Raw genomic sequence first — 25513 nt, 5'->3', positions numbered from 1 at the left:
CGGTCCCGCTGCCGGCCCCGGCGCCGCACCCGGCCAGCCGGCGCCCGGCCTGTCCGGCCCGGACACGCTGGCGCCCCTGGCCGCGCCCGACAGCAGCGACATCCGCGTGGCGCGCAGCCACGTGCCACCGCAAGCCGACCCGGCGCTGGAAGCGGGCTACCTGGCCTTCAATAGCGGCGACCTGGCGCGTGCCCAGCAGCAGTACGCGCTGGCCCTGCGCACCGATCCCAACAACCGCGACGCGTTGCTGGGCACGGCCGCCGTCGCCCTGCGCCAGCGCCAGGAACAGCAAGCGGCCGCGATCTACAGCCGCCTGCTGGACCTCGACCCCAACGATGGCGACGCGCTAGCCGGCCTGATGGGCTTGCGCCAGGGCGACGCGGCCCAGGCCGAACTGCGCCTGAAAACCGTGCTCACCCGCACGCCCGACGCGGCCCCGGTCCAGTTCGCACTGGGCAACCTGTATGCGCGCCAGGGCCGCTGGTCCGAGGCCCAGCAAGCCTACTTCCGGGCCTGGTCGGCCGCGCCCGGCAATGCCGATTACGCCTACAACCTGGCCATCGGCCTGGACCGCCTCAACCAGGGCAAGCTGGCGCTGACCTATTACCAGAAAGCGCTGGCGCTGGCCCAGGACGCGCCGGCCAGCTTCGACCGCGCGGCGCTGCGCCAGCGCCTGCACCAGTTAAGCCAGCTGAACCAGCAGGTCCACCCGGTCCAGCCCTGAGCCTGTGACAGGTAAAAGATACAGCAAGCAATAAGGCAAGCGGCGCCCGGCGCGCCGCCATCCACGGAACACCATGGCAGAACAACCTAAAATCCCGCTCGGCAAGCTGCTGATCCAGAAAGGCGTGATCAGCGAGGACCAGCTGCGCATCGCCCTGATCGAGCAAAAGCGCAGCCAGGAACCGCTGGGCAAGCTGCTCATCACGCTGGGCTTCGTCACCGAGGCCACGGTGCGCGAGGCGCTGTCGAAGAACCTGAACCAGCAGAGCGCCGACCTGAACAGCCTGGTGGTGGACGCCATCGCCCTCAAGCTGATCCCCAAGGACGTGGCCAAGCGCTACCGCGTGTTCCCCATCGTCTACGAGCGCCACAGCGACAACCTGATCCTGGCCATGTCCGACACCAGCAACATCGTGGCGCTGGACCAGATCAGCGCTATGCTGGTCAAGGGCATCACCATCACGCCGCTGCTGGCGGGCGAGTCGGACATCCAGCGCGCCATCGACCAGTACTACGGCTTCGAGCTGTCGATCGACGGCATCCTGCACGAGATCGAAACGGGCGAAGTCAATTACGCCAGCATTTCCGGAAGCACCTCGGACGAGTACAGCCAGCCCATGGTGCGCCTGATCGACGCGCTGCTGGCCGACGCCGTGCAGAACGGCGCCTCCGACATCCACTTCGAGCCCGAGCAATCGTTCCTGCGCATCCGCTACCGCATCGACGGCATCCTGCGCCAGATCCGCAGCCTGCACAAATCGTACTGGCCGGCCATGGCCGTGCGCCTGAAGGTGATCTCGAACATGAACATCGCCGAGACGCGCGCGCCGCAGGACGGCCGCATCTCGATCAAATTCTCGGGCCGCCAGATCGATTTCCGCGCCTCGGCCCAGCCCACCACCCACGGCGAGAACGTGGTGCTGCGCGTGCTGGACCGGCAAAAAGGCATCGTGCCGCTCGACGGCCTGGGCCTGGGCGAGAACGAACTCAATCTGCTCAAGCTGATGATCGCCCGCCCCGACGGCGTGATCCTCGTGACCGGTCCGACCGGCTCGGGCAAGACCACCACCCTGTATTCCATCCTCAATCACATCAATACGGAAAGCGTCAACATCATGACGCTGGAGGACCCGGTGGAATACCCGATGAACATGATCCGGCAGACCTCGGTCAACGAATCGGCCAAGATGGGCTTCGCGGACGGCATCCGCTCGATGATGCGGCAAGACCCCGACATCATCCTGGTGGGCGAGATCCGCGACAAGGAGACGGCCGAGATGGCGTTCGCCGCCGCCATGACCGGCCACCAGGTCTATTCCACGCTGCACACCAATTCGGCCATCGGCTCCGTCACCCGCCTGCTCGACATCGGCATCCTGCCCGACATCATGGCCGGCAACATCATCGGCATCGTGGCTCAGCGCCTGGTGCGCAAGCTGTGCACGCACTGCCGCGAGCCGTTCGAGGCCGATCCGCTGGAGCGCCGCCTGCTGGGCCTGCCCACGCCGCCGGCCCACGACGGCGAGCAGGAACCGCTGGCGCCGCAGACCATCTACCGCGCCGTCGGCTGCGAGCGCTGCGCGCACCAGGGTTACAAGGGCCGCATCGCCATCATGGAATTGCTGAAGATGACGGGCGAACTCGATGAGCTGATCGCCCGCCGCGCCTCCTCGCGCGAACTGAAGACGGCGGCCACGGCCGGCGGCTTCCACTCGCTGGTGGACGACGGCGTGCGCCGCGTGCTCGAAGGCGTGACCACGCTGGAGGAAGTGGCGCGCGTGGTGGACCTGACCGACAGGCTGAGCTGATGCCCCAATACATCTACCGCGCCATGGACGCCGGCGGCCAGCTGTTGCCGGGCAATATGGACGCCGCCAACGAGCCGGACCTGGAACTGCGCCTGAGCCGCATGGGCCTGGACCTGGTCGACTGCAAGGTCACGCGCCAGAAGGTGGTGGCCATCAAGCGCGTGATCACGCGCAAGGACCTGATCAACTTCTGCTTCCACATGGAGCAGCTGACGGCGGCCGGCGTGCCCATCCTCGAAGGCCTGGACGACCTGCGAGAGAGCATGGACCACCCGCGCTTCCGCGAAGTGATCACCGACCTGATCGAGAGCATCGAAGGCGGCCTGCAGTTGTCGACGGCGCTGGCCGCCTATCCGGACGTGTTCGACGTCACCTTCACCAGCCTGATCTCGGCGGGCGAACACAGCGGCAAGCTGGCCGAAGTGTTCAAGAACCTGTCCGAGAGCCTGAAATGGCAGGACGAGCTGGCGGCCCAGACCAAGAAAATGATCATGTACCCGGCCGTGGTGGGCGTGGTGGTGACGGGCGTGACCTTCTTCCTGATGATCTACCTGGTGCCGCAGTTGACCGCGTTCATCAAAAACATGGGCAACACCCTGCCCCTGCACACGCGCGCGCTGATCTTCGTCTCCAACATCTTCATCCACTACTGGTATGTGCTGCTGGCGCTGCCCGTGGTGGCCTGGTTCGGCGCCAAGGCCTGGCTGGCGCGCAGCGAGACGGCGCGCTACCGCTTCGACGCGCTGCAACTGCGGATCTGGATGGTGGGCCCGGTGCTGCACAAGGTGATCCTGGCCCGCTTTGCCACCTTCTTCGCGCTGATGTATGCTTCCGGCATCACCATCCTTGAATGCATCCGCCTGTCCGAGGGCATCGTCGGCAACCGCGTGGTGGCGGCCGGGCTGCAGCAGGCGGCGCGCCTGATCTCCGAGGGCCAGGGCGTGACGGCCGCGTTCCAGAACACCGGCATCTTCCCGCCGCTGGTGATCCGCATGCTCAAGGTGGGCGAGGCCACGGGCGCGCTCGACGGCGCGCTGCGCAACGTGGCCTATTTCTACAACCGGGAAGTGAAGGAAATGATCGAGAAAGTGCAGGCGATGATAGAACCGGCCATCACCGTGGTGCTGGGCCTGCTGCTGGGCTGGATCATGCTGTCGGTGCTGGGCCCGATTTACGACACGATCAGCAAGATCAAGACCTGAGGCCGCCGTGCTGCGCAACCACTTACTCTACCTCACCAGCGAACAGCTGTGCGTCTACCACTGGCGGCTGGGCAAGCTCACGGCCGGGCCCTGCTTCGCGCCGGACGAGGACGGCATCGACGCCTTCATGGACTACATCGCCGACTGCCCGGTCGGCCCGTGCTGGCTGCTCACCGACCTGATCGAGGAGGATTACCACCGCCTCACGCTGCCGCACGTGAACGGCAAGGCCGGGCGCCAGATGCTGCAACGGCGCCTGATGCAGCAATACCGCGAAACGCCGTACCGCCACGTCAGCATCCAGGGCCGCGAACCGGAAGGCCGGCGCGACGATATCGCCCTGCTCAGCGGCCTGACCAACCCGTCCATCGTGCAGCCGTGGATCGCCGCGCTCGAAGCGCTGAAGGCGCCGCTGGCCGGCCTGTACACGACCACGCTGATGAGCGACGTGCTGCGCCGCAAGCTGGGCCTGCGTTACGAGCACCTGCTGCTGGTGACGGAACAGTCGGGCGGCCTGCGCCAGACCTATTTCCGCGACGGCCAGCTCAAGTTCTCGCGCCTGACGCTGGCCATCGACCGCGACGGCGTGCCCGTCAACGTAGCCGCCGAGACCGGCAAGACGCTGCAGTTCCTCACCAGCGTGCACCTGATGGAACGCGGCGACGTGCTGCACACGGCCATCGTCACCCCGGCCGACCAGGTCGAGCGCCTGTCGGCGCTGTGCCGCAACGGGCCCGAGACGGCCTACCATTTCATCCCCATGGAAACGGCGGCCGCCAAGGTCGGCTTGCCGGACGTGCCGCGCCTGGCCGATACCCTGCTGCTCAAGCTGCTGGGCGCCGAGCTGCCGCGCAGCCACTACACCTTGGGCGAGGCGCGCCGCTACTACCAACTGTGGTGGGCGCGCGTGGCCATGTACGGCGCCAGCGCCGCCATCCTCACCTGTACCCTGATGTGGGCCGCCGTCAGCCTGTGGCGCGCCGGCGAGGCCGACAACGCGGCCCTGCGCATGCGCGCCGAAACGGCCCGCTACGACAGCCAGTACCAGGCCGTGATGTCGGACATGCCGCCGGCCGTGGCCAAGACCGCCAACATGAAGGCGGCCGTGGCCATCGAGCACATGCTGGCCGAGCAGGGCCCGGTGCCGCTGCCCATGGTGCGCATGCTGTCCGAGGCGCTGGACCAGGCGCCCCTCATCAAGCTGAACCGGATCGACTGGCGCGTCAACCTGCCTGGGGCGGCCCCGGCGCCATCGTCCATGCAGGCGCCGGCCGACAGCGGCGCCACCGCGCCGGTGCCGTCCCAGCTGCTGGGCCTGCCCACGGCCCCGCCCCAGGCGCTGCACCTGGAGGCTGAAATTGGCGGCCCGCAGGATGATTACCGGGCCGCGCTGGACGCCATGCGCCAGTTCGCCCAGCGCCTGGCGGCCCTGCCCCACATGACGGTGGAGATCGAATCGCAGCCGCTCGACACCCGGCCCAACGTCAAGCTGAGCGGCAAGGCCGGCATGGTGGCCGGTGGCGCGGCGTCGGAATCGCCGAAATTCGCCCTGAACCTGGTATGGAATCCCTGATGAACGCAGTCGCCACCCTCCCCGGCAAGAAGAAAAAGCCGGCCATCGCCGTCGCCGTGCCCTACTGGGTGCGCGAGTTCGCGCTGATCCGCTGGGGCGTGGCCGCGCTCGCCTGCGGCCTGGCCGTGGGGGTGGCGGCCGTGGTCTACAGCAACGGCCAGTTGCGCGACGCCAGCGCCACCCGCGCCCACGTGCAGCAAGTGCGCGACGCGGCCTATGCCCGCTACGCCTACGCCGACAACGAGAAACGCGAGATCCGCACCTTCCAGCCCGCCTTCCTCGCCATGCGCGAGCGGGGCCTGGTGGGCGAGGAGAACCGGCTGGCGTGGCTCGATGCGATCCGCCGCATCCAGGAAGAACGGCGGCTGCTGCCCATCAGTTACGAGATCACGCCGCAGCAGCCGGTCACGCCCGATCCGCGCGTGGCCACCGGCGACTACCAGTTGCACGCCAGCCGCATGGCGCTGCACATGGACATGCTGCACGAGCTGGACCTGTTCAACTTCCTGGAAGACCTGCGGGTGCGCGGCTATTTCACGGTGCAGGACTGCGCCATCAAGCGCCTCGGCGCCAGCAGCCAGGCCGACGCGCCAGCGCTGTCGGCTGACTGCACGCTGAACTGGGTCACGCTCACGCCGGGTGCGCCCGCGCCGGGCGCCGCCTCACCAGCGGGACGGGCCAAACCATGAACCGTCCACACCGCACCGGCCACCGCGCCCACGCCGCCCGGCCGGCCCGCGCCTCCGCCCTGGCCGCGCTGGCGGCGCTGGCGTTGCTGGCCACCGCCGCCGGCAATGCGCCAGCCCAATCGCTGGGCCTGGGGCGATTGTTCACCTCGCCCGACGAACGCATCAGTATCGACATGCGGCGCAGCGCCAGCCTGCCCGCGCCCACGCTGCCGAACGGGGCGCCGGCGCCCGGCACCGCCGCCGCGCCCGCCGTGGCCGACGCGCCGCTGACGCCGCCCGAGCCGGTGCAGCTCAATGGCGTGGTCCGCCGCAGCAACGGCAAGTCCACCGTGTGGATCAATCAGGTGCCGGTGGGCGAGAACGGCGCCCAGTTGCGTCCGGACCAGTCGGTCAAGCTGCGGCTGTCGTCAGGCCGGGCGCTGGTGCTCAAGCCTGGACAGAGTTTCAATCCCGCCGATGGCACGGTACAAGAAGCGGCCGGGCGCTAGGCAGGCCGGCGCCGCCCTGCTGCTGTTGCTGGCGCTGATGGGCGTGGGTGCGGCCAGCCTGCTGATCACCGCCTTCAGCCGCGGCGACCGCGAGGCGCGCCACAACCGCCAGACGCTGGAACGGCTGGCCGCCGCCACCGATGCGCTGGTCGGCTACGCCACGGCCCAGGGCCGCCTGCCGCGTCCGGCCATCTCGGCCACCGACGGGCGCGAACGGCCCGGGGCCTGTGAGACGGAGGAAGATTGCACCGGCTTCCTGCCGTGGGTGGCGCTGGGCGTGGAAGGGGCCGATGCCTGGGGCAAGCGGCTGCGCTACAGCGTCACGCCGGCCTACACGGTGGCGCCCGTGCAACGCCTCTCCGCCGTCGCCACCAAGACCGTGCAGACCCGCTTCGGCAGCGGCACGCTGGCCTACCTGGCCGGCCAGGGCAGCTGCGAGCTGAGCGCCCAATGCGTGCCGCTGGTGGTGCTGTCGCAGGGACGCGAGAATTTCGGCAGCACGGTACTCGGCATCGTGCAACCGAACACGGCCAGCGGCAACGTGGACGAGCAGCTCAACGACCAGGGCGCCGCCCACTTCATCAGCCGCGCCGCCACCACGGACGCCAGCGTCCCCGGCGGCGTGTTCGACGACCTGGTGACGTTCGTGCCGCTGGACTTTTTATACAAACAGATGGGAGCGGCGCGCAAGCTGCCGTGACGACATGAAGCGCACACAACAAGGTTTTACCCTGGTCGAGATCGCCATCGTGCTGGTCATCGTCGGCCTCATGATCGGCGGCCTGATCACGCCGCTGAGCGCCCAGCTCGAACAGCGCCGCGTGGGCGACACGCAGAAGGCCCTCGACGATGCGCGCGAGGCGCTGATCGGCTTCGCCCTGCGCAACGGCTACCTGCCCTGCCCGGCCGTCTCGGCCAGCAACGGCCTGGAAGACCGCAGCGAGAACCGCTGCCGCGGCGAACGCCGGGTCGGCTACCTGCCGTGGGCCACGCTGGGCTTGAGCAAGCTCGACAGCTGGAACCGCCTGTACCGCTACAGCGTCTCGCCCGGCTTCAGCGACAGCGCCGTCCATTTCAACTTCCAGACCGCGCGCGACATCAGCATCGCCACCCGCGACGGCGGCGGCAACCTGGTGCCGGCCACGCTGGCCAACGATATCCCGGCCGTGATCCTGTCGCACGGCAAGAACGGCTTTGGCGCCAGCACCGACCAGGGCACGCTGGTGGCCGACACCTCGGCCACCAACCAGGACGAAAAGGTCAACGCCAGCTCGGCCACCGCCTTCATCGCGCGCGACGCCAGCGACAACCCGGCCGCGCCCGGCGGCGAGTACGACGACCTGGTGACGTGGGTCTCGCCCTACATCCTGTTCAACCGGCTGGTGGCGGCCCAGCGCCTGCCCTGAGCATGCTGGCGCCCGTCCTCACCATCGCCCGCCAGACGCTGCGCGAGGCGCTGCGCAACCGGCTGCTGTGGCTGCTGCTGCTGGCCGCCTGCGGCGCCATCGCCGCCAGCGGCCTGCTGCACGAGGTCGCGTTGACGGAAAGCCGGGCACTGCAAACGGCGCTGCTGGCGGCCGTGCTGCGGCTGGCCGCCGTGTTCCTGGTGGCCACCTTCGTCGTCACCAGCATGGTGCGCGAGGCGAACGACAAGGGCCAGGAACTGCTGCTGGCGCTGCCGCTGCCGCGCGCCGTCTGGCTGCTGGGCAAGCTGGCCGGCTTCGCCGCGCTGGCCGCGCTGCCGGCCGCGCTGTTCGGCCTGCTGGCGCTGCTGCTGGCGCCGGCGGATCAGGCCGCCCTGTGGGGCGTGTCGCTGCTGGCCGAACTGTGGATCGTGGCCGCCTTCAGCGTGCTGTGCATGCTGACCCTGAACCAGGTGCTGCCGGCCCTGGCCGCCGCATTCGCGTTCTACCTGCTGGCCCGCACCACGGCCACGCTGCAACTGCTGGCGCACGGTCCCGGCCAGCACGATGGCCTGCTGACGCGGGCCGTCGACGCGCTGGCGCTGCTGCTGCCCAACCTGGACGCCTACGCCCGCACCGACTGGCTGCTGTACCACGGCGGCACGGGAACGGCGCTGGCCGCCATCGCCGTCCAGAGCGCCATCTATCTGGCGCTGCTGACGGCCGCCGCCCTGTTCGACTTGTACCGCAAGAATTTCTGATGGATAACCGTCCCCTGCGCCGCGTCCCCGTCGCCGTGCCGGCCCTGCTGGCACTGGCGCTCGCCGCACAGATCGGCTGGCAGGCCGGCCACCGGCCGCCGCCGCCGCAGGCCCAGCCGCTGCCGCCGCCGCCCGCGCTGGCCACGCTGCAATTGGCCAGCCTGGGCGAGCGGGCCGCCCTGTCACGCGTACTGATGCTGTACGTGCAAGGCTGGGATGACCAGCCCGGCGTCAGCGTGCCGTGGCGCAGCCTCGATTACGACCGCCTCGCGCAATGGCTGGGCCGCGCGCTCGACCTCGATCCGCGCAGCCAGTACCCCTTGCTGGCCGCCAGCACCGTCTACACGGCGGTGGACGACCCGCAGCGCGTGCGCCGCATGCTCGACTTCGTCTACCAGCGCTTCGCGGAAGACCCCGATCGGCGCTGGCCGTGGCTGGCCCAGGCCGCCATCATCGCCCGCCACCGGCTGCACGACCTGCCGCTGGCGCGCCGTTACGCCCAGGCCATCCGGCTGCAGGCCACGGGGCCGAACGTGCCGCCGTGGGCGCGCGAGCTGGAAGCGTTCGTGCTGGAGGACATGAACGAGCTGGCCAGCGCCCGCGCGCTGATCGGCGGCCTGCTGCAGGATGGCCGCATCACCGACCCCAACGAGCTGCGTTTCCTGGCGCACAAGCTCGATGAACTCAAGGCCAGGACACGATGAATCGTGCGCCCCTTCCGCTGCGGCGCGGCATTCTTTATGATGCGCAATTCGCTCAGGAAATGTAATATAGCCCCATGCCTCGAAAGGAATCTCACATGCAACGTCCACCTGCGCGCGGCCCGGCCCAACGTGGCTTCACCCTGGTCGAAATCGCCATCGTCCTCGTCATCATCGGCCTGTTGCTGGGGGGCGTGCTCAAGGGGCAGGGTCTGATCGACAGCGCCAAGGTCAAGAACATCATCCAGCAATCGAATTCGCTGTCGGCGGCCGTGAACGCCTACCAGGACAAGTTCCGCGCCCTGCCCGGCGACGACGTGCAAGCCACCATCCACGCGCCCGGCGCCACCGGCAACGGCAACGGCGACGGCCAGATCGCCGAATACCAGCTGGCGCCCCAGCACCTGGCGCTGGCCGGCTTCATCACCGGTTCGTACAACGGCAGCACCGACTTCATGACCAGCGCCCAGGGCGGCGCCGTCTACATCTACAACGACATCGTGGCCGGCCGCGGCGGCAACGGCATCCGCTTCGACAACCTGCCCGACTCGTTCGCCGAGCAGATCGACAGCAAGCTCGACGACGGCAAGTTCAACACCGGCTCCGTGCGCGCCACCGGCAACTACACCAACAACGGCACCATCATCACCCGCACCGCGCTGTTCTTCTGATCCCACCGGGGTCAGGTCATGCCACCAAGCACATTGCGGAATGGCATGACCTGACCCCGGTTTTTTTTGCGCACGAAAAAGCACGTCCGTACTATTGAAGCTAGAATAAGTCCTCCTACCACGCGGGAGACAACATGTTCGAAGAATTCATCGGCACCAAGGCCGTGGCGGCACGCCACCAGTTCGACGTGGCGGCGCTCGACGCCTATCTGCGCCAGCACGTGGCCGGCTATCCGGCCGGCGCGCTCACGGTCGAACAGTTCAAGGGTGGCCAGTCCAACCCCACATTCAAGCTCAGCATCGGTGGCCAGCATTACGTGCTGCGCACCAAGCCGGCGCCGGCCGCCAAGCTGCTGCCGTCGGCCCACGCCATCGAGCGCGAATACCGGGTCATGGATGCGCTGCAGAAAGCCGGTTTCCCGGCCGCCCGCCAGTATGTGCTGTGCACCGACGAGAGCGTGATCGGGCGCGCTTTCTACCTGATGGAATTCGTCGAAGGCCGGGTGCTGTGGGACCAGGCCCTGCCCGGCATGACGCCGGCCGAACGGGCCGCCATCTACGACGAGATGAACCGCGTCATCGCCCAGTTGCACAGCATCGACTACGCCGCCATCGGACTAGCCGACTACGGCAAACCCGGCAACTACTTCGCGCGCCAGATCGAGCGCTGGAGCAAGCAATACCTGGCTGCGCAGACCGAGCCGATCGAGGCGATGGACCAGTTGATCGCGTGGCTGCCGCACCACATCCCGCCCGGCGAGGACACGGCCATCGTGCATGGCGACTTCCGTCTCGACAACCTCCTGTTCCACCCGACCGAGCCGCGCATCCTGGCCGTGCTGGACTGGGAACTGTCGACATTGGGCCACCCGTTCGCCGATTTCTCCTACCATTGCATGAGCTGGCATATCACGCCCGGCCAGTTCCGCGGCATCGCCGGGCTGGACCTGGCGGCGCTCGGCATCCCGTCGCAACAGCAATACATCGCCCGCTACGCCGAACGCACCGGCAAGACCATCCGCCTGGAGGACTTCAATTTCTACCTGGCCTTCAACATGTTCCGACTGGCGAGCATCATGCAAGGCATCATGAAGCGCCATGTCGACGGCACGGCCGCCAGCGCCCAAGCCCTGGAATCGGGCCAGATGGCGCGTCCCATGGCGGCGCTGGCATGGGATTACGCGAGCGGCCGCAAACACGTTTGACGGGCCGGGGCGGGCCGGGCCAGCCACCGGGTCCGCCGCCGGCCACGGCCACGGTGTCGCGCCAGCCCCGCACGGTGCCACTTGGCGCTTTCTCAAAACGTCAGGCTGGGCTACTATCGTGCTGCCAGCGTTAGCGCCGCCCGCCCCGGGGCCGCGCGGCCGGCGCCCGCTCAATTGGGGTCCACGCATTGCCAGAACAACCCAGTCCATCCCTGCCCTCGATACGCTCGCAGATCGCGCTGCTGGTGCTGGCCTGCGCGCTGCCCACGGTGATCGGTTTCGCCGCGCTGGTGAACCAGCTCTACGGCCGCGAGCACGCGGCCCTGCGCGAAGATACGCTGGAGGTGGCCCGCACCGTGGCCGCCGCCATCGACCGTGACCTGGCCCAGAGTGCCAGTGCGGCGCAGGCCCTGGCCACGTCGCCCAGCCTGCAAAGCGGCGACCTGGCCAGTTTCCGCACGCAGGCCGCCCGCCTGCTGGCGCCTCAGTTCCCCGGCTCGCGCTTCCTGCTCAGCGATGGCAACGGCGTGCTGCTGCCGGCCCCCGATGAGACGGTGGCCGGCGCATTCGGCGCGCGCCGCAACGAAGCCCGCCTGCGCCCTTTGCTCACCGTCACCGACGCGCCCGACACCGGCGCCCCGCCGCAACCGGCCGTCTCGGTCGTGTACGACCATGAGCAGGCCTTGCTGGCCGTGGACGTGCCGGTGCGCTACAACGGCAAGACCCGTTATGCGCTGACCGTGCTGCTCAAGCCGGACCGGCTGGCGCGCTCCCTGGTCGGCGAGCACGTCACCAGCCGCCACAGCGTGGCCCTGTACAACCGCGACGGCGTGCTGGTGGCCCATTACGGCGCCGGCGGCAACGTGGTGGGCCAGCAGGCGCCCCCCGAACTGCGCGTGCCGCTGGGACTGGCGCACGAAACCCTGCTCGACACCCGGCTGGCCGACGGCACCCCCGTCTACCTGGGCCTGAACCGGGCCCCGGCCAGCGGGCTGGCGGTGGCCGTGGCCGCGCCCCAGGCGCTGGCCGACGAACGCCTGTTGCAGACGGTGGGCACGGTGTCGGTGGTGCTGGCGCTGCTGCTGGCGATCGGCTTCACGCTGGCCTGGATCGTGGGCGGGCGCATCAGCCGCTCCGTGCGGGCCCTGCTGGCGCCGGCCCAGGCCCTGGCCAGCGGCGCCCCGTTCACGCTCGAACGCATGAGTTTCAGCGAGGCGCAGGCCGTGGGCCAGGCGATGCGGTCGCTGGAAACGGACCTGCAGCGGCACCGCACGGAACTGGCGGCGCTGGTGACCGAGCGCACCGCCCAGCTTGAGCAGGAACGGGCCCAGCTCGAAAGCCTGTACGCGACGGCGCCCGTGGGCCTCAGCTATGTGGACCCGCAATTGCGGGTGCTGCGCATCAACGACTACCTGGCCGCCTACAACGCGCGGCCCGTGGCGGCCCACCTGGGCCAGCCCATCGCCTCCATGATTACCGACCCCGGCGTGCGGCGCAGCGTGCTGCACGATTACGGCACCGTGCTCCAGACCGGCAAGCCGCTGGTGGGCATCGAGCGTTCCGGCATCAGCGCGGCGGCGCCCGGACGCACCAGCCACTGGATCGTCAGCTACTATCCGCAGTTCGACGCCGGCGGCGCCCTCGCCGGCATCACCAGCGTGCTGCTCGACATCAGCGAACTCAAACGCGCCGAGGCGGCGCTGCACCAGTCGCGCCAGCTGTTCCAGTCGGTGGTCGAGCACATGCCGGCCACCATTTTCGTCAAGCGGGCGTCGGACTTGCGCTACGAGATGTTCAACCGCTACGGCGAAACATTGCTGGGCCTGCAGCGCGCCGACGTGCTGGGCAAGACCGACTACGACATCCTGCCGCCGGCCCAGGCCGAGGCCTTCGGCGCCGACGACCGGCGCGTGCTGGCCTCAGGCCAGGTGAGCGAGGTGGAGCAGGAACTGCTGACGGCCGACGGCGGCCCGCCCCACTTCCTGACCACGCGCAAGGTGGCGCTGCGCGACGAGCATGGCCAGGTCACCCACCTGCTCGGCATCGCGCTCGACATCACAGAGCGGCGCCAGGCCGAGGCCGTGCTCCATTCCACGGCCGAACGGCTGGCCCAGAGCGAACAGTTCCTTCGCGCCGTGACCGACAACCTGCCCGGCATGGTGGCCTACTGGGACGCCAACCTGCAATGCCGCTTCGCCAACCGCTACTTCCTCGAATGGCATAGCCGCGAAGCGGGCCAGATCATCGGCGCGCGCATGACCGAGGTGCTCGACAGCGATCGCTATGCGCGCTGCGCGCCGCATGTGGCCGGCGCGCTGGCCGGCATGGCGCAAGGCTTCGAGAGCCGGCTGGCGTGGCCGTCTGGCGCCATCAGCTACACCTGGGTCAACTTCATCCCCGACCACGACGAACACGACCAGGTGCGTGGCTTCTTCGTGCTGGAATCGGACGTGACGGAGCTGAAGGAAACGGAACTGCACCTGCAGCAGTTGAACGAGGAACTGCGGCTGGCGCGCGACAAGGCCGAAGCGGCCAGCCGGGCCAAGAGCGAATTCGTGGCCAACATGAGCCACGAGATCCGCACCCCGATGAACGCCATCATCGGCCTGGCGCGCCTGCTGCAGGACGCGCCGCTGGCCCAGCGCGAGCGCAGCTACCTCGACAAGATCCAGCTGGCCACGCAATCGCTGCTGTCGCTGGTCAACGACGTGCTCGACATCTCGCGCATCGAATCGGGCCAGCTGGTGCTGGAGGCGGTGCGCTTCCAGTTCGAGCATGTGCTCAACAGCGTGAGCGTAATGGCGGCCGCCAGCGCCTGGGACAAGGGCGTGGAACTGGTGTACGACATCGACGCGCGCGTGCCGCGCGAACTGGTGGGCGACGCCATGCGGCTGCAGCAGTTGCTGCTCAACCTGGTCAGCAACGCCATCAAGTTCACGCCGCATGGCGAAGTGCAGCTATCGGTGGCGCTGCTGGCCAGCACGGACGACGCGGTCACGCTGGAACTGCTGGTGCGCGACACCGGCATCGGCATCACGGCCGAACAGCAACGCCATATCTTCGACGCCTTCTCCCAAGGCGACAGCAGCACCAGCCGCAAGTACGGCGGCGCCGGCCTTGGCCTGGCCATCTGCCGCCGCATCGTCCAACTCAAGGGCGGCACGCTGACCGTGGACAGCGCACCGGGCCAGGGCGCCGCGTTCCGCGCCGTGTGCTCGCTGCGGCGCGCCGAACCGCGCGATGACGGCTGCCTGCCCGACAGCGAAGCCTTGCGCGGCCTGCGCCTGCTGGTGGCCGACGACAACGCCAGCGTGCGCGCGGCGCTGCGGCACGCATGCGATGCCTTCGGCTGGGACGTCAGTTGCGTCGACAGCAGCGCCGCCGCGCTGACCTTGCTGGCCAGCCCTGTGCACACCACGCCGGCGCCCCCAGGGGCACCGGCCAAGCCCGTCGACCTGCTCACGCCGGGCACGCCGTACGACCTGCTGTTGCTGGACTACGACTCGCTGGGCGCCGGCGACGGCGGCCTGCTGGTGCAGGCGCGCGCCGCTGGCGTGGCGCTGCCGCCGGTACTGCTGATGGCGCCGGAACACCAGAGCGCCAACCTGGCCCATGAATGCGCGGAGCTGGGTGCGGCCGGCGTGCTGGCCAAGGCGGCCACCCCGGCCCGCCTGCTGGCGGCCGTGCGCGCCGCGCGCCAGCCGGCCGCACCGGCGCCCGCCCTGCCCTCGCACGCCCTGCGCGACCGCCTGACCGGCATGCGCCTGCTGCTGGTCGAAGACAATCCGATCAACCAGGAAGTGGCGCAATACCTGCTGACCCACGCCGGCGCCCAGGTCACGCTCGCCGGCAATGGCGAACAGGCGCTGGAACTGCTGCAGCAGGCGCCCGAACGCTACGACGCGGTGCTGATGGATATCCAGATGCCCGTCATGAACGGCTACGACGCCAGCGCCGCCGCGCGCCGGCTGGGCCTGCGCCTGCCCATCATCGCCATGACGGCCAATGTGATGGAGGAGGACTTGCGGCGCGCCGCCGACGCCGGCATGGACGCCCATGTGGCCAAGCCGATCGACATCGAGCAGTTGCTAGGCACGCTGACCAGGCTGGCGCCGGGCGCGATCCGCCACGGCGACGGCGCCGCGCACGGCCACGCGCCGGCCAGCGGGGCCGGTGCGGGGACCGGGGCTGCCGGGGCCGGGGCGGCAGGCGCTACCGGCGCCGCTGCGACCGCAATGGATGCACCGCCCGCACTGCCCGCCCTGCCCGGTATCGATCTGGACGCGGCCCTGCCGCGCATGGGCGGCGATTTCGACGCGCTGGTGCAACTGCTGCGCCGCTTCGTCCAGTCGCAAGGCGGTTCCGTGGCGGAAGTGCGGCAATTGCTGGCCAGCGGCCAGCGCCAGTTGGCGGGCCAGGCCCTGCACCGGCTGCGCGGCGTGGCGGCCAACCTCGGCGCCAGCGACGTGGCCCAGTGCACGGCCCAGGTCGAGGCAGCACTGCTGGAAGGGCACCCCGAACAGGTGGAACCGTTGCTGACGGCGCTGCAGGCTGCGCTGTCCAAGGTGGCGGATGGGGCCGCCCTCCTGCCCGCCTCCGCCGCCACCGCCACCGGCCCGCGCGAGATCGACGACAGCAGCGCCTCCACGTTCATTGCAACACTGGTGCAACTGCAAGATTTACTTCAGAATAACAACTTGAAAGCCCTGAGCTTGTTCCAGTCGCTGCGCCCGCGCCTGGAAGCGGTGGACGGCACGGCGACGACGGCCCTGGCCGAGGCGGTCGAAACGCTGCAATTCCGCACCGCCGGCCAACTGGTCCACACTATGTTGCAACAAAAGGAAATCGCATGAGCTGGACCGACCTTGCCGTCAACGGCCGCATCCTGATCGTGGACGACGCGATGGAAAACGTGCAGGTGCTGTACCAGGCCCTGCGCGACGAGCAGGAAGTGCTGTTCGCCCTCGATGGCCCGACCGCGATCGAGATCGCGCGCCAGCAATTGCCGGACCTGATCCTGCTCGACGCAGTGATGCCCGGCATGGATGGCTACGCCGTCTGCGCGGCGCTGCGGGCCACGCCCGAGGTGCAGGACATCCCCATCATCTTCGTCACCGCCCTGAGCCAGCCCGAGGACGAGACGCGCGCGCTGGAAGCGGGCGCCGTGGACTTCATCAGCAAACCCTTCAACGTGGCCGTGGTACGCGCGCGCGTGCGCACGCAGCTCACCGTCAAGCGCCAGGCCGACGCCATGCGCGAATTGACGCTGACCGACGCCTTGACGGGCGTGGCCAACCGGCGCCACTTCAACGACACGCTGGAACTGGAATGGCGGCGCTGCGCGCGCAGCGGCATGCCGCTGTCGGCCATCATGATCGACATCGACCACTTCAAGCGCTACAACGATGCTTACGGCCACCAGGCCGGTGACCAGTGCCTGCAAAAAGTGGCGGTGGCCATGAAGCGCTGCGCGTCGCGTCCGCAAGACCTGCTGGCGCGCTACGGGGGCGAGGAATTCATCCTGCTGTTGCCACAGGAAGGGCTGGCCGGGGCCACGGCCGTGGCGCGCCGCATCCTCGACGAGGTGGACGCGCTGGCCCTGCCCCACGAAGCGTCGCCCACCAGTTCCGTGGTCTCCGTCAGCATGGGTATCGCCACGCTACAGCCGGGCGAGGCCAGCGAACCCGAGGCGCTGATCCGCAACGCCGACGAGCAACTGTACCGGGCCAAGCTGCACGGCCGCAACCGCTACAGCGTGGCCAGCGCCGGCGAGCCGCCGGCCCGCCACAGCGCCTGAACCGCCCCCCGCTCAGTCCTGCGCGGCGGGCCGGCGCGCGTACATGCCCATGCCATCCACCGTGCAGACCAGCTCACCGTGCTGGTTGCGCGCCTCCCACACCGACCACACCACGCCGCGGTCCGGCCGCGATGCCGAGGGCCGCGTTTCCTTGGTGCGGTACAGCACCGCCAGCGTGTCGCCCGCACGCACCGGCTTGAGCCAGCGCACGCCGTCGAGGCCGGGCGACCCCATGCCCGCCGCACTGGACAGCAAGCCATCCACCACCATGCGCATCATCATGCTGCAGGTATGCCAGCCGCTGGCGATCACGCCGCCGTAGATGGAAGCCGCCGCCGCGTCGTGGTCGACGTGGAACGGCTGCGGGTCGTACGCCGTGGCGAAGGCGACGATCTCTTCCTCCGTCACGTGGCGCGTACCGAGCGCAATTTCCTGCCCGGCGTAGAAGTCGTCGAAATACCACTGGAGTTGTGCCATGTCCGCGCACCTCACGCGTGCTGCCGGAAGGCCGGCTGGGCGATGAAGCGTTCCAGGTGATGGTCGGCGTCACCGAACGTCATGTCGATCATGGTCAGGCGCTTGAAGTGGTGGGCCGCAGGCAGTTCGTCCGTCACGCCCATGCCGCCATGCAGTTGCACCGCTTGCTGGCCGACGAACTTGGCCGCCTGGCCGACGCGGGCCTTCGCCGCCGACACCGTGCGGCGCCGCTCCTCCGCGTCGCCACCGACCTTGGCCGCCGCCAGCATGGCCATGGAACGGGCCTGCTCGACGTGGATGAACATATCGGCCATGCGGTGTTGCAGCGCCTGGAATTTGCCGATCGGCGCGCCGAACTGCGAGCGCGTCTTCAGGTACTCCAGCGTGGCGGCGAAAATGGCATCCATCGCGCCCACGGCTTCCGCGCACAGCAGCGTGGCGCCGTAGTCGGCGGCCGCGTCCAGGATCTCCCAGCCGGCGCCGGCCTGGCCCAGCAGGGCCGACGCCGGCACGGCCACGTCGCGCAGGGTGACCGTGGCGGCGCGCTGGCCGTCGATGGTGCGGTAGTCGCGCACGGTGACGCCGGGCGCGTCGGCCGGCACCACGAACAGCGAGATGCCGGCCGTGTCGCGCTGGGCGCCGGCGCTGCGGGCCGAGACAATGAAGGCGCCGGCCTGGCCGCCGTGGATCACCACCGTCTTGCTGCCATCGATCACATAGCCATCGCCGCTGGCGCGGGCCGCGGTGGCGATGTCGTTCAAATCGTGGCGTGCGCCCTGTTCACCAAGCGCGCACGCCAGTTTCAGCGTGCCGCTTGCCACCTGTTCCAGCAGCGCCTCGGCACCGGGGCCGCCAGCCAGCTTGAGGAAGTGCGCACCGAGCACGGTGGCGAAATACGGCTCCACCACCAGGCCACGGCCCAGTTCCTGCATCACCAACAGCAGGTCAACGGCGCTGCCATCGAAACCACCCTGCGCTTCGGGCACGGGCAGCGCCAGCATGCCCAGCTCCGTCAGCGTGGCCCAGGCCGCGTCGGAGACGCCGGCCGGGGAATGGATGATCTGGCGGCGCACATCGAAACCGTAGTCCTTCTCGACCCAGCGGCGCAGCGCGTCGGCGAACTGCTGTTGTTCTTCATTAAAGGTAAAGTCCATCGCCATCCCCTCACAGTCCCAGTATCATCTGGGTGATGATGTTTTTCTGAATCTCGTTGGAGCCGCCGTAGATCGACGTCTTGCGGAAATTGAAGTAATAGCCGGCCAGCGGCGCGGCCGCGTCGTCACCCGTCAGGCTATGTTCGGCCTTGCCTTCCAGGTAGTCCGTGTCGAACGGCAGCGCATCGGGGCCCAGCGCCTCGACCATCAGTTCCGTCAGCAACTGCTGGATCTCCGAACCGCGCACCTTGAGCATGGAGGCTTCCGGCCCCGGCGTGTGCGATTCCTGTGAGATCACGCGCAGCACCGTCGTCTCCAGCGCCATCAGCTCGATCTCCAGGTTGGCCACCTTGGCAGCGAACAGCGGATCGTGCAGCAGCGGCTTGCCATGCTTGAGATGCTCGGTGGCGACCTTCTTCAGGAACAGCAGTTCGCGCTTGGAGCGGCCCACGGCTGCGATGCCGGTGCGCTCGTGGCCCAGCAGGTATTTGGCGTAGGTCCAGCCCTTGTTTTCCTTGCCGATCAGGTTAGCCACCGGCACCTTGACGTTGTCGAAGAACACTTCGTTCACTTCATGGTCTTCATCGAGCATGATGATGGGGCGCACCGTGATGCCGGGCGTCTTCATGTCGATCAGCAGGAACGAAATGCCTTCCTGCTTGCGCACATTGGGGTCGGTGCGCACCAGGCAGAAGATCATGTCGGCGTGCTGGCCCAGCGTGGTCCACGTCTTCTGGCCGTTGACGATGTAATGGTCGCCCACGCGCTCGGCCGTCGTCTTCAGCGACGCCAGGTCAGAGCCGGAACCCGGCTCCGAGTAACCCTGGCACCACCAGTCCTCGCACGACAGGATGCGCGGCAGGTAATAGCCTTTCTGCTCGTCGTTGCCGAACGCCATGATGACCGGCGCCACCATGTTGATGCCGAACGGCAGGATGGGCGGCGTGCCGGCGCGCGCGCACTCCTCCTCCCAGATATGGCGCTGGGTGGCGTTCCAGCCCGTGCCGCCGAACTCCACCGGCCAGGCCGGCGCGGCCCAGCCCTGCTTGGCGACGATGCGGTGCCAGCGCACGTAATCATCCTTTTGCAGCCGCAGGTGCTGGCGCACCTTGTGCTGCAGATCGCTGGGCAGGTTCGCTGCGAGGAAGGCTCGTACCGTGTCGCGGAACGCCAGATCCCCGGCCGTATAGTTCAAATCCATGCTGTCTCCCGATATCGAATTGGCGGCGATAAAAAAGCACGACCGTTCCAAATGATTGTACCCCAGAAGACGGGCGCGTTTGCGGCATTTTTTTGTCGCTGGTGCAGGCGTGAAAAAGGCCAGCACAACGGCTGGCCTCGTCCCCGGTGTTGCGCGTGCGGGCGCTATTGCACGGTCAGCGCCAGGTCGCGGCCCCGTGTCGCCACGTTGCCCGCGTAATCGGCGGCCAGGATGCGCAGCGTGTAGGCGCCGGGCGCCAGATCGGCCACCCGCCACGTACCCGGCGTCGCGCTGCCGTTGATGAGCTTGTTGTTGAGCGCGTACACGAAGCGCGTGCTGGCGCTGCCGTAGACGGTGATCCCGCTGGCTTCCGCGTAAGCCAGTTTCACGGCTTCCCGGTTGCGCGGCAGGCGGTCGTAGAGCTGGGTAATGACGGGCTGCTCATAGCCGGGCACGGGCGTGCCGTCGTCGTGCAGCAACTGGTAACCGAGCTTGTAGATGCCCAGCCGGCGGCGCGCCTGGTTGCCGTCCATCTGGTCGAAGGCATCGACGGCGATGCCCACTTCACCTAGCGTGCGCGGCAACAGCAGCCGTCCGCCCTGCTTGTCCTTGAGCGCATGGCCGCTGCCGTCGAGCACGGCAATGCTAACGATCTGGGGCGGCACCGTGTCGTGCAAGCCCAGGAACGGCAGGCTCAGCGGATTGAGCGCGCCGCCATTGGGGGCGTAATCGAGGTGGACATGGGCCATGGGATTGACGGTGCCCAGCGTCTCGCCCGCGTCGAAACGGGTGCCGCGCTTGATGCGGATGCGTTGCGGCTTGCCTTTTTCATCGCGGATCAACTGGAAACGGCCATCGAGCACGCCATCTTTCGCGCCCCGCCCCACCCGCATGTGGATGTAGGCCAGGTCGGCCAGCCCGAAGCCTTCCGACAATTCGCCATAGCCCCAGTTGGGCAGCGGATCGCTGACCTTGGCCGCCACCACCGCCAGCACCGGCGTGCCTGGCGCCGCCTGAACGTCCAGGCCGGCGTGGAAATGGTCGCGGCTTTCGCCGTCATGGTTGCCGCGCACCTCGCCCATCAATCCCACCACCTCATGCGGCGCCTGCTGCGGCTTGACGGGCCACAACATGGTCGCGCTGTGGCTGGGCGCCGGCGCCGGTCCGCGTTCGGGCGGCGCCGGCTGGCCCGGCTGCGGCGGCGCGATATGGTGCAGGCGGAAGGTGGCCGCATCCGTCACGAACAAGGAGCCGTCGGGCGCCAGCGCCATGCCGCGCGGGCCGTACAGGCGCACGGTGCCGTCCGCGCCATAGCCGGGCTGCGGCGGATGGTCGACATCGACCAGGGCCGCCACCTCGCCAGCGGGCGTGATCCGGGCCACCCGGCCGTGGCGGGCGCTGGCCACGTAGATGTAGCCGTCGGCCGTGGCGGCCAGCGCCAGCGGGCTGCGCAGCGGAGCGTTGCGGTCGTCCTCAGGCGCCACGGCGACGGTGCTGACCTGGCCATCCTTGCCCAGCTTGCGGATGGCGTTGTTGACCATGTCGGCCACCAGCAACTCGCCGCCGGCCGTGAAGGCCAGGCCGCCGGGCGTATCGAAGCGGGCTTGTGCCGCCGGGCCATCGGCCATGCCGGGCACGCCATCGCCGGCCACCGTGGTCACGGTGCCATCGGGCGCGATGCGGCGGATGCGGTCGTTATAGGTGTCGGCCACCAGCACCGCGCCATCGGGCGCCACGGCCACGGCCAGCGGGCCGTTGAAACGGGCGCCGGCGCCCTTGCCGTCGCGGTAGCCGGCCATGCCATCGCCGGCCAGCGTGGACACCTGGCCTTGCGGCGTCACCTTGCGGATCGCATTGTTGCCGGTGTCGGCCACATACAGATTGCCTTCGGCATCGAGCGCCACGCCGGACGGCGTGTTGAAGGCGGCCGCCGTGCCGTTGCCCTCGGCATAGCCTTCACTGGAACCGGCCAGCGTGGAGGTGGTGCCGTCGGGTGCGATCTTGCGGATGCTGTTGTTGTCGCCGCCATCGGCCACGTACAGGTTGCCGGCCCGGTCGCGCGCCAAGCCGAACGGGTCGGCGAAACGGGCGCCCTTGCCGGGGCCGTCGATGGCGCCGGGCTGGCCGTCGCCCGCCACCGTGCCCAAGCGGGCGGCCCAGTCGGGCAAGGTGGGCAGCGGCTGCGCCTCGGTCGCGACGGCCGGGCGGCTATGCTGGACCACCGCGTAGGCGGCCACCCCGCCCGCCGTCGCGCCCGCCAGGGCCAGTTTGATTTGATTGGGAGACACGAACTGCAACCTTTCAATGCATGCAAGGGAATGCAGCTTACCTGAAGCGCGCCACGCGAACAATCATGGCGCCCCGCCCTGTACCGAACGGACGAAAAAAAGCCCGCTACGGGAGCGGGCTGAATCTATTTCCTTGGAGGAGAATAGAGGAGACAGGTGAATGATGCCGCATTGCACAAACTTAATCCAATTTAAGTTTGTGATGAGAGAAATTTCCCAAACGCATAACTCCTGACCACTTGGCAAAATTTCCATCAAAAAAAAACCGGGGTCAGGTCATGCCCTCGCGCATCTTGCGCGGCGGTATGACCTGACCCCGGTTTAAGTTTACTTGTTGGCTTCGACGGCGTAGGGCAGCACGCGCGATGCCATGCGGGTGTCCGTTTTCAGCAAGCCCACTTCGTCCGCCAAGATGTGCACGGCTTCGTTGAGCAGCACGTCCTTGGCCGATTTGGCGGCTTTTTCCGCGTCCAGCTCGGCCGACAGGGCGCGTTCGTCGGCTTGCAGGCCGTCATCGGCGCGCAGCGCGCCCTTCACGGCCGCTACCTTGGCGCCGGCCTTGCCGCCAGCCTGCTTGACCAGGGATTGTTGTTTGAGCAACTCCTTGGGATCGGGCACCAGCACCGGGTCGTCGCCGCCGGGCACGGCCGCCACCATCAGCCGCGATTCACGCAGCTTGGCACGGGCTTCCTGGGCATCGCGCTCCTTGCGGCGTACCGTTTCGTTGAGCGAAATCAGGTTGTCCTTGCGCTGTTTCTTGACCAGGTTGATGTCTTCCAGCAAATACTGGAAGTCCTTGTCCTTGGACACGCGCGCCTCATGCTTCTTGTCCAGCAGCGGCACGATTTCCTTGAGCTCGCCGGCCGGGATGTAGGTGGCCGGACGGATCGAGGTCCACGGCAAGGCGTTGTCGTAGCTCGACTCGCCGAAGCTGTCGGAATCGGCCATCACGGGCAGCTTGATGTCGGGCGTGACGCCGCGCAGCTGGGTGGTGCCGCCGTTGATGCGGAAGAACTGCGCCACCGTCATCTTCAGTTCGCCGAGCCGGGCCTTGTCGCCTTGGGCGAAGCGGTCCAGGTTGATCAGCTGCTGCACCGTGCCCTTGCCAAAGCTCGGTTCGCCGATAATGATGCCACGGCCGTAATCCTGGATGGCGGCCGCGAAGATCTCGGACGCCGAGGCCGAACCACGGTTGATCAGCACGCCCACCGGGCCATCCCAGGCCAGGCCGGGGTTGTTGTCGCTCTCGACTTCGATGCGGCCTTCGGCGTTGCGCTGCTGCACCACCGGGCCCCGGTCGATGAACAGGCCCGTCAGTTCCACCGCCTCGTTCAGCGAGCCGCCGCCGTTGCCGCGCAGGTCGATGAGCACATTGTCCACTTTTTCCTTCTTCAGCTCGCCCAGCAGGCGGGCCACGTCGCGCGTGGCGCTCTTGAAGTTGGGGTCGCCCTTGCGGCGCGCCTCGAAGTCCTGGTAGAACGTGGGCAGCGCGATCACGCCGATGCGGCGCTTGGCCGTGCCATCGCGCACTTCCAGGACCGATTTCTTGGCCGACTGTTCTTCCATACTGATCTTCTTGCGCACCAGCGACAGCGACACGTGCTTGCCGTCCGGCCCGGCGTCGGCCGGCAGCACGTCGAGCCGCACGGTGGAATCCTTGGGACCACGGATCAGGGCCACCACGTCATCGATGCGCCAGCCCAGCACGTCCGTCATGGGCGAACTGTCGTCCTTGGCCACGGCCAGGATGCGGTCGCCGACCTTGATCTTGCCCGACAGCGCGGCCGGGCTGCCCGGCACCACTTCGCGCACCACCGTGTATTCATCGCGGGTCTGCAGCACGCAGCCGATGCCCTCCAGCGACAATCGCATGGCGATGTCGAAGTTCTCCGACGCGCGCGGGCCCAGGTAGTTGGTGTGCGGCTCGATCGACATGGCGTAGGCGTTCATGAAGATCTGGAACACGTCTTCATTGTTGAGCTTGCGCGAACGGCTCAGGTAGTTCTCGTAGCGCTTGTCGAGCGTCTCGCGGATGGACTTGTCGTCCTTGCCGGCCAGTTTCAGGCGCAGCCAGTCGTTCTTCACGCGCTTGCGCCACAGTTCCTTGATCTCGGCGTCGGTCTTGACCCAGTCCGCCTTCTCGCGGTCGTACTGGTAGCTTTCATCGACGTTGAAGTCGAATTTGGTCTTCAGCAACTCGCGGGCATAGCTGATGCGCTCGTTGAAACGTTGCTGGTACAGGTTGTAGATGGCGAACGGCACGCTCAGGTTTTCGCCGTTGATGGCGTCGTCGAGGCGGCTGCGGGCGCTGGCGAACTGGTCCAGGTCAGGCTGCGTGAAGAACAGCTTTTCCCCGTCCAGCGACTTGAAATAGCGGTCGAAGATCTTTTCCGACATGGCGTCGTCCAGCGGCATCGCCTTGTAGTGATAGCGCGACAGCACGCGCGACGCCCACAGGGCCGCCTGCGTCTGCTGCGGCAAGGGTTTGAGCTGGGTGTCGCCCAGTTTTTCCGTTTGCGCCGACATGGCGCTCAGCGATACGGACATGGCCAGCGCGACCAACAACATGTGCTTCTTCATCGGCGTACTCCGAACTGTGATGTGTGCATGAAACTGCGCGGAACTAACGCGCGTGAAACAACGAAACGACGAACGAAACGAGGAACAACGCGACCCAACGGCGGATGCGCTTGCGGCAGGATTTTTTCCGCTTCAATTCTACAGGATAGCAGCTGCCGCACGACTCGTCGCGACACAGTTTCCCCGCAAAGCCTTAAGCTTAACTGAAGACGGAGCCGCCCGCCGCGTCTTATCGTATCCAATTGTTTCCCCACTGTTGCCAGGCCAACCAGAGCGCGGCCGTGATCAGCAGATAGGGCCAGGAGCGCGCCGCGATCTTCCAGTCCACTTTCGATGGCCAACATGCAAGGAACTGGGGCGCCACGGCGAATGCCAGCGCCAGGTCCAGCCACTGGAAATGCCAGCCGGGCCGGGTGCGCCAGGCCGCCACCATCCACGGCAGCAGCACCACCAGGAACGGCGCCAGCGCGGCCGGCGCGGCGTTGTACCAGCGCACGCGCGTGAGCAGCACGGAACCGAGTTCCCAGCCCTGCCCCACCCGGCGCGGAATGATGGTGAACGAGCCGGGACGGGCGCCCGTCAGCAGGCCGACGCTGAAATGGGCCAGCTCATGGCAGGCCGTGCCGGCCGCCGTGAACACGAAAAAGAAGGGATGGCGGGCCGACAGTTGCCGGATCAGCAGCGCCAGCAGCACCGACGGGGCCAAGTACAGCAACATGTCACCATGCCGGCACAGCCAGGCCGGCGCCAGCGCACCGCAGCTGAGCAGGCTAGCCATGGCGGATTCCGGTG

20 protein-coding genes are annotated in these 25513 nt (G+C 68.1%); 14 read left to right on the top strand and 6 right to left on the bottom strand.

Features of this window, described 5'->3' with window-relative positions; all coding sequences use genetic code 11:
- From H3H37_RS11875 to H3H37_RS11810, 14 genes are all read left to right on the top strand, one after another.
- Nucleotides 1-724, top strand: a 724-nt coding sequence (locus tag H3H37_RS11875) for a tetratricopeptide repeat protein (protein ID WP_182162637.1), incomplete at its 5' end; no start/stop codon positions are given.
- Nucleotides 725-797: 73 nt separating this feature from the next.
- Nucleotides 798-2531: a GspE/PulE family protein gene (locus tag H3H37_RS11870; RefSeq protein WP_182162635.1), complete on the top strand. Its 1734-nt coding sequence runs from the start codon at nt 798-800 to the stop codon at nt 2529-2531.
- Entirely contained in the window at nt 2531-3733 is a 1203-nt protein-coding gene (locus H3H37_RS11865; protein WP_182162633.1) for a type II secretion system F family protein, read from the top strand. Before H3H37_RS11870 ends, H3H37_RS11865 begins: the two co-directional genes overlap by 1 nt.
- Nucleotides 3734-3740: 7 nt before the next feature.
- A complete protein-coding gene (locus H3H37_RS11860) occupies nt 3741-5306 on the top strand; it encodes a hypothetical protein (protein WP_311197467.1) in 1566 nt (521 codons plus the stop codon).
- Entirely contained in the window at nt 5306-5995 is a 690-nt protein-coding gene (locus tag H3H37_RS11855) for a hypothetical protein (protein WP_182162631.1), read from the top strand. The genes H3H37_RS11860 and H3H37_RS11855 overlap by 1 nt, the downstream gene beginning before the upstream one ends.
- Nucleotides 5992-6483, top strand: a complete 492-nt coding sequence (locus tag H3H37_RS11850) for a hypothetical protein (RefSeq protein WP_182162629.1) — start codon at nt 5992-5994, stop codon at nt 6481-6483. The genes H3H37_RS11855 and H3H37_RS11850 overlap by 4 nt, the downstream gene beginning before the upstream one ends.
- Complete coding sequence (locus H3H37_RS11845; protein WP_182162627.1) at nt 6452-7183, top strand: hypothetical protein; 732 nt, start codon at nt 6452-6454, stop codon at nt 7181-7183. Before H3H37_RS11850 ends, H3H37_RS11845 begins: the two co-directional genes overlap by 32 nt.
- A 4-nt stretch (nt 7184-7187) precedes the next feature.
- Nucleotides 7188-7889, top strand: a complete 702-nt coding sequence (locus H3H37_RS11840; RefSeq protein WP_182162625.1) for a type II secretion system protein — start codon at nt 7188-7190, stop codon at nt 7887-7889.
- A gap of 2 nt (nt 7890-7891) precedes the next feature.
- The gene (locus H3H37_RS11835; protein WP_182162623.1) at nt 7892-8647 is read left to right on the top strand and encodes an ABC transporter permease; all 756 of its coding nucleotides are present in this window, start codon (nt 7892-7894) and stop codon (nt 8645-8647) included.
- The gene (locus tag H3H37_RS11830) at nt 8647-9351 is read left to right on the top strand and encodes a hypothetical protein (RefSeq protein WP_182162621.1); all 705 of its coding nucleotides are present in this window, start codon (nt 8647-8649) and stop codon (nt 9349-9351) included. Before H3H37_RS11835 ends, H3H37_RS11830 begins: the two co-directional genes overlap by 1 nt.
- Before the next feature lie 95 nt (nt 9352-9446).
- Complete coding sequence (locus tag H3H37_RS11825) at nt 9447-10019, top strand: prepilin-type N-terminal cleavage/methylation domain-containing protein (RefSeq protein ID WP_182162619.1); 573 nt, start codon at nt 9447-9449, stop codon at nt 10017-10019.
- A 134-nt stretch (nt 10020-10153) separates the two neighbouring features.
- On the top strand, nt 10154-11224 hold the full coding sequence (locus H3H37_RS11820; protein ID WP_182162617.1) for a phosphotransferase: 1071 nt from the start codon (nt 10154-10156) through the stop codon (nt 11222-11224).
- Nucleotides 11225-11412: 188 nt separating this feature from the next.
- Complete coding sequence (locus H3H37_RS11815) at nt 11413-16077, top strand: PAS domain-containing protein (RefSeq protein WP_182162615.1); 4665 nt, start codon at nt 11413-11415, stop codon at nt 16075-16077.
- Nucleotides 16074-17021: a diguanylate cyclase domain-containing protein gene (locus tag H3H37_RS11810; protein ID WP_182162613.1), complete on the top strand. Its 948-nt coding sequence runs from the start codon at nt 16074-16076 to the stop codon at nt 17019-17021. The genes H3H37_RS11815 and H3H37_RS11810 overlap by 4 nt, the downstream gene beginning before the upstream one ends.
- 12 nt (nt 17022-17033) lie before the next feature.
- On the opposite strand, the gene H3H37_RS11805 is transcribed toward H3H37_RS11810, so the two are convergent.
- From H3H37_RS11805 to H3H37_RS11780, 6 genes are all read right to left on the bottom strand, one after another.
- Entirely contained in the window at nt 17034-17498 is a 465-nt protein-coding gene (locus tag H3H37_RS11805) for a MaoC family dehydratase (RefSeq protein ID WP_182162611.1), read from the bottom strand.
- 11 nt (nt 17499-17509) lie between these two features.
- Nucleotides 17510-18652, bottom strand: coding sequence for an acyl-CoA dehydrogenase family protein (locus tag H3H37_RS11800; RefSeq protein WP_182162609.1), 1143 nt, complete (start codon nt 18650-18652; stop codon nt 17510-17512).
- 10 nt (nt 18653-18662) lie between these two features.
- Complete coding sequence (locus tag H3H37_RS11795; protein WP_182162607.1) at nt 18663-19853, bottom strand: acyl-CoA dehydrogenase family protein; 1191 nt, start codon at nt 19851-19853, stop codon at nt 18663-18665.
- A gap of 164 nt (nt 19854-20017) precedes the next feature.
- Nucleotides 20018-22141, bottom strand: a complete 2124-nt coding sequence (locus H3H37_RS11790) for a gluconolaconase (RefSeq protein WP_311197466.1) — start codon at nt 22139-22141, stop codon at nt 20018-20020.
- 327 nt (nt 22142-22468) lie between these two features.
- Nucleotides 22469-24721: a carboxy terminal-processing peptidase gene (locus H3H37_RS11785; protein ID WP_182162605.1), complete on the bottom strand. Its 2253-nt coding sequence runs from the start codon at nt 24719-24721 to the stop codon at nt 22469-22471.
- A gap of 229 nt (nt 24722-24950) precedes the next feature.
- Nucleotides 24951-25499 carry a hypothetical protein gene (locus tag H3H37_RS11780; protein ID WP_182162603.1) on the bottom strand — a complete coding sequence of 183 codons (549 nt, stop codon included), beginning with the start codon at nt 25497-25499 and terminating at the stop codon, nt 24951-24953.
- Nucleotides 25500-25513: the final 14 nt, after the last annotated feature.

This window comes from Rugamonas brunnea, from assembly GCF_014042345.1.
GTDB lineage: Bacteria > Pseudomonadota > Gammaproteobacteria > Burkholderiales > Burkholderiaceae_D > Rugamonas > Rugamonas brunnea.
This window is presented reverse-complemented; position numbering and strand designations above follow the sequence as displayed.

What these genes read in the sequence shown, in the direction of transcription:
- H3H37_RS11870 (WP_182162635.1), top strand. Translation starts at nt 798, where the DNA reads ATGGCAGAACAACCTAAAATCCCGCTCGGCAAGCTGCTGATCCAGAAA.
- H3H37_RS11865 (WP_182162633.1), top strand. Translation starts at nt 2,531, where the DNA reads ATGCCCCAATACATCTACCGCGCCATGGACGCCGGCGGCCAGCTGTTG.
- H3H37_RS11855 (WP_182162631.1), top strand. Translation starts at nt 5,306, where the DNA reads ATGAACGCAGTCGCCACCCTCCCCGGCAAGAAGAAAAAGCCGGCCATC.
- H3H37_RS11850 (WP_182162629.1), top strand. Translation starts at nt 5,992, where the DNA reads ATGAACCGTCCACACCGCACCGGCCACCGCGCCCACGCCGCCCGGCCG.
- H3H37_RS11845 (WP_182162627.1), top strand. Translation starts at nt 6,452, where the DNA reads ATGGCACGGTACAAGAAGCGGCCGGGCGCTAGGCAGGCCGGCGCCGCC.
- H3H37_RS11840 (WP_182162625.1), top strand. Translation starts at nt 7,188, where the DNA reads ATGAAGCGCACACAACAAGGTTTTACCCTGGTCGAGATCGCCATCGTG.
- H3H37_RS11835 (WP_182162623.1), top strand. Translation starts at nt 7,892, where the DNA reads ATGCTGGCGCCCGTCCTCACCATCGCCCGCCAGACGCTGCGCGAGGCG.
- H3H37_RS11830 (WP_182162621.1), top strand. Translation starts at nt 8,647, where the DNA reads ATGGATAACCGTCCCCTGCGCCGCGTCCCCGTCGCCGTGCCGGCCCTG.
- H3H37_RS11825 (WP_182162619.1), top strand. Translation starts at nt 9,447, where the DNA reads ATGCAACGTCCACCTGCGCGCGGCCCGGCCCAACGTGGCTTCACCCTG.
- H3H37_RS11820 (WP_182162617.1), top strand. Translation starts at nt 10,154, where the DNA reads ATGTTCGAAGAATTCATCGGCACCAAGGCCGTGGCGGCACGCCACCAG.
- H3H37_RS11810 (WP_182162613.1), top strand. Translation starts at nt 16,074, where the DNA reads ATGAGCTGGACCGACCTTGCCGTCAACGGCCGCATCCTGATCGTGGAC.
- H3H37_RS11805 (WP_182162611.1), bottom strand. Translation starts at nt 17,498, where the DNA reads ATGGCACAACTCCAGTGGTATTTCGACGACTTCTACGCCGGGCAGGAA.
- H3H37_RS11800 (WP_182162609.1), bottom strand. Translation starts at nt 18,652, where the DNA reads ATGGACTTTACCTTTAATGAAGAACAACAGCAGTTCGCCGACGCGCTG.
- H3H37_RS11795 (WP_182162607.1), bottom strand. Translation starts at nt 19,853, where the DNA reads ATGGATTTGAACTATACGGCCGGGGATCTGGCGTTCCGCGACACGGTA.
- H3H37_RS11785 (WP_182162605.1), bottom strand. Translation starts at nt 24,721, where the DNA reads ATGAAGAAGCACATGTTGTTGGTCGCGCTGGCCATGTCCGTATCGCTG.
- H3H37_RS11780 (WP_182162603.1), bottom strand. Translation starts at nt 25,499, where the DNA reads ATGGCTAGCCTGCTCAGCTGCGGTGCGCTGGCGCCGGCCTGGCTGTGC.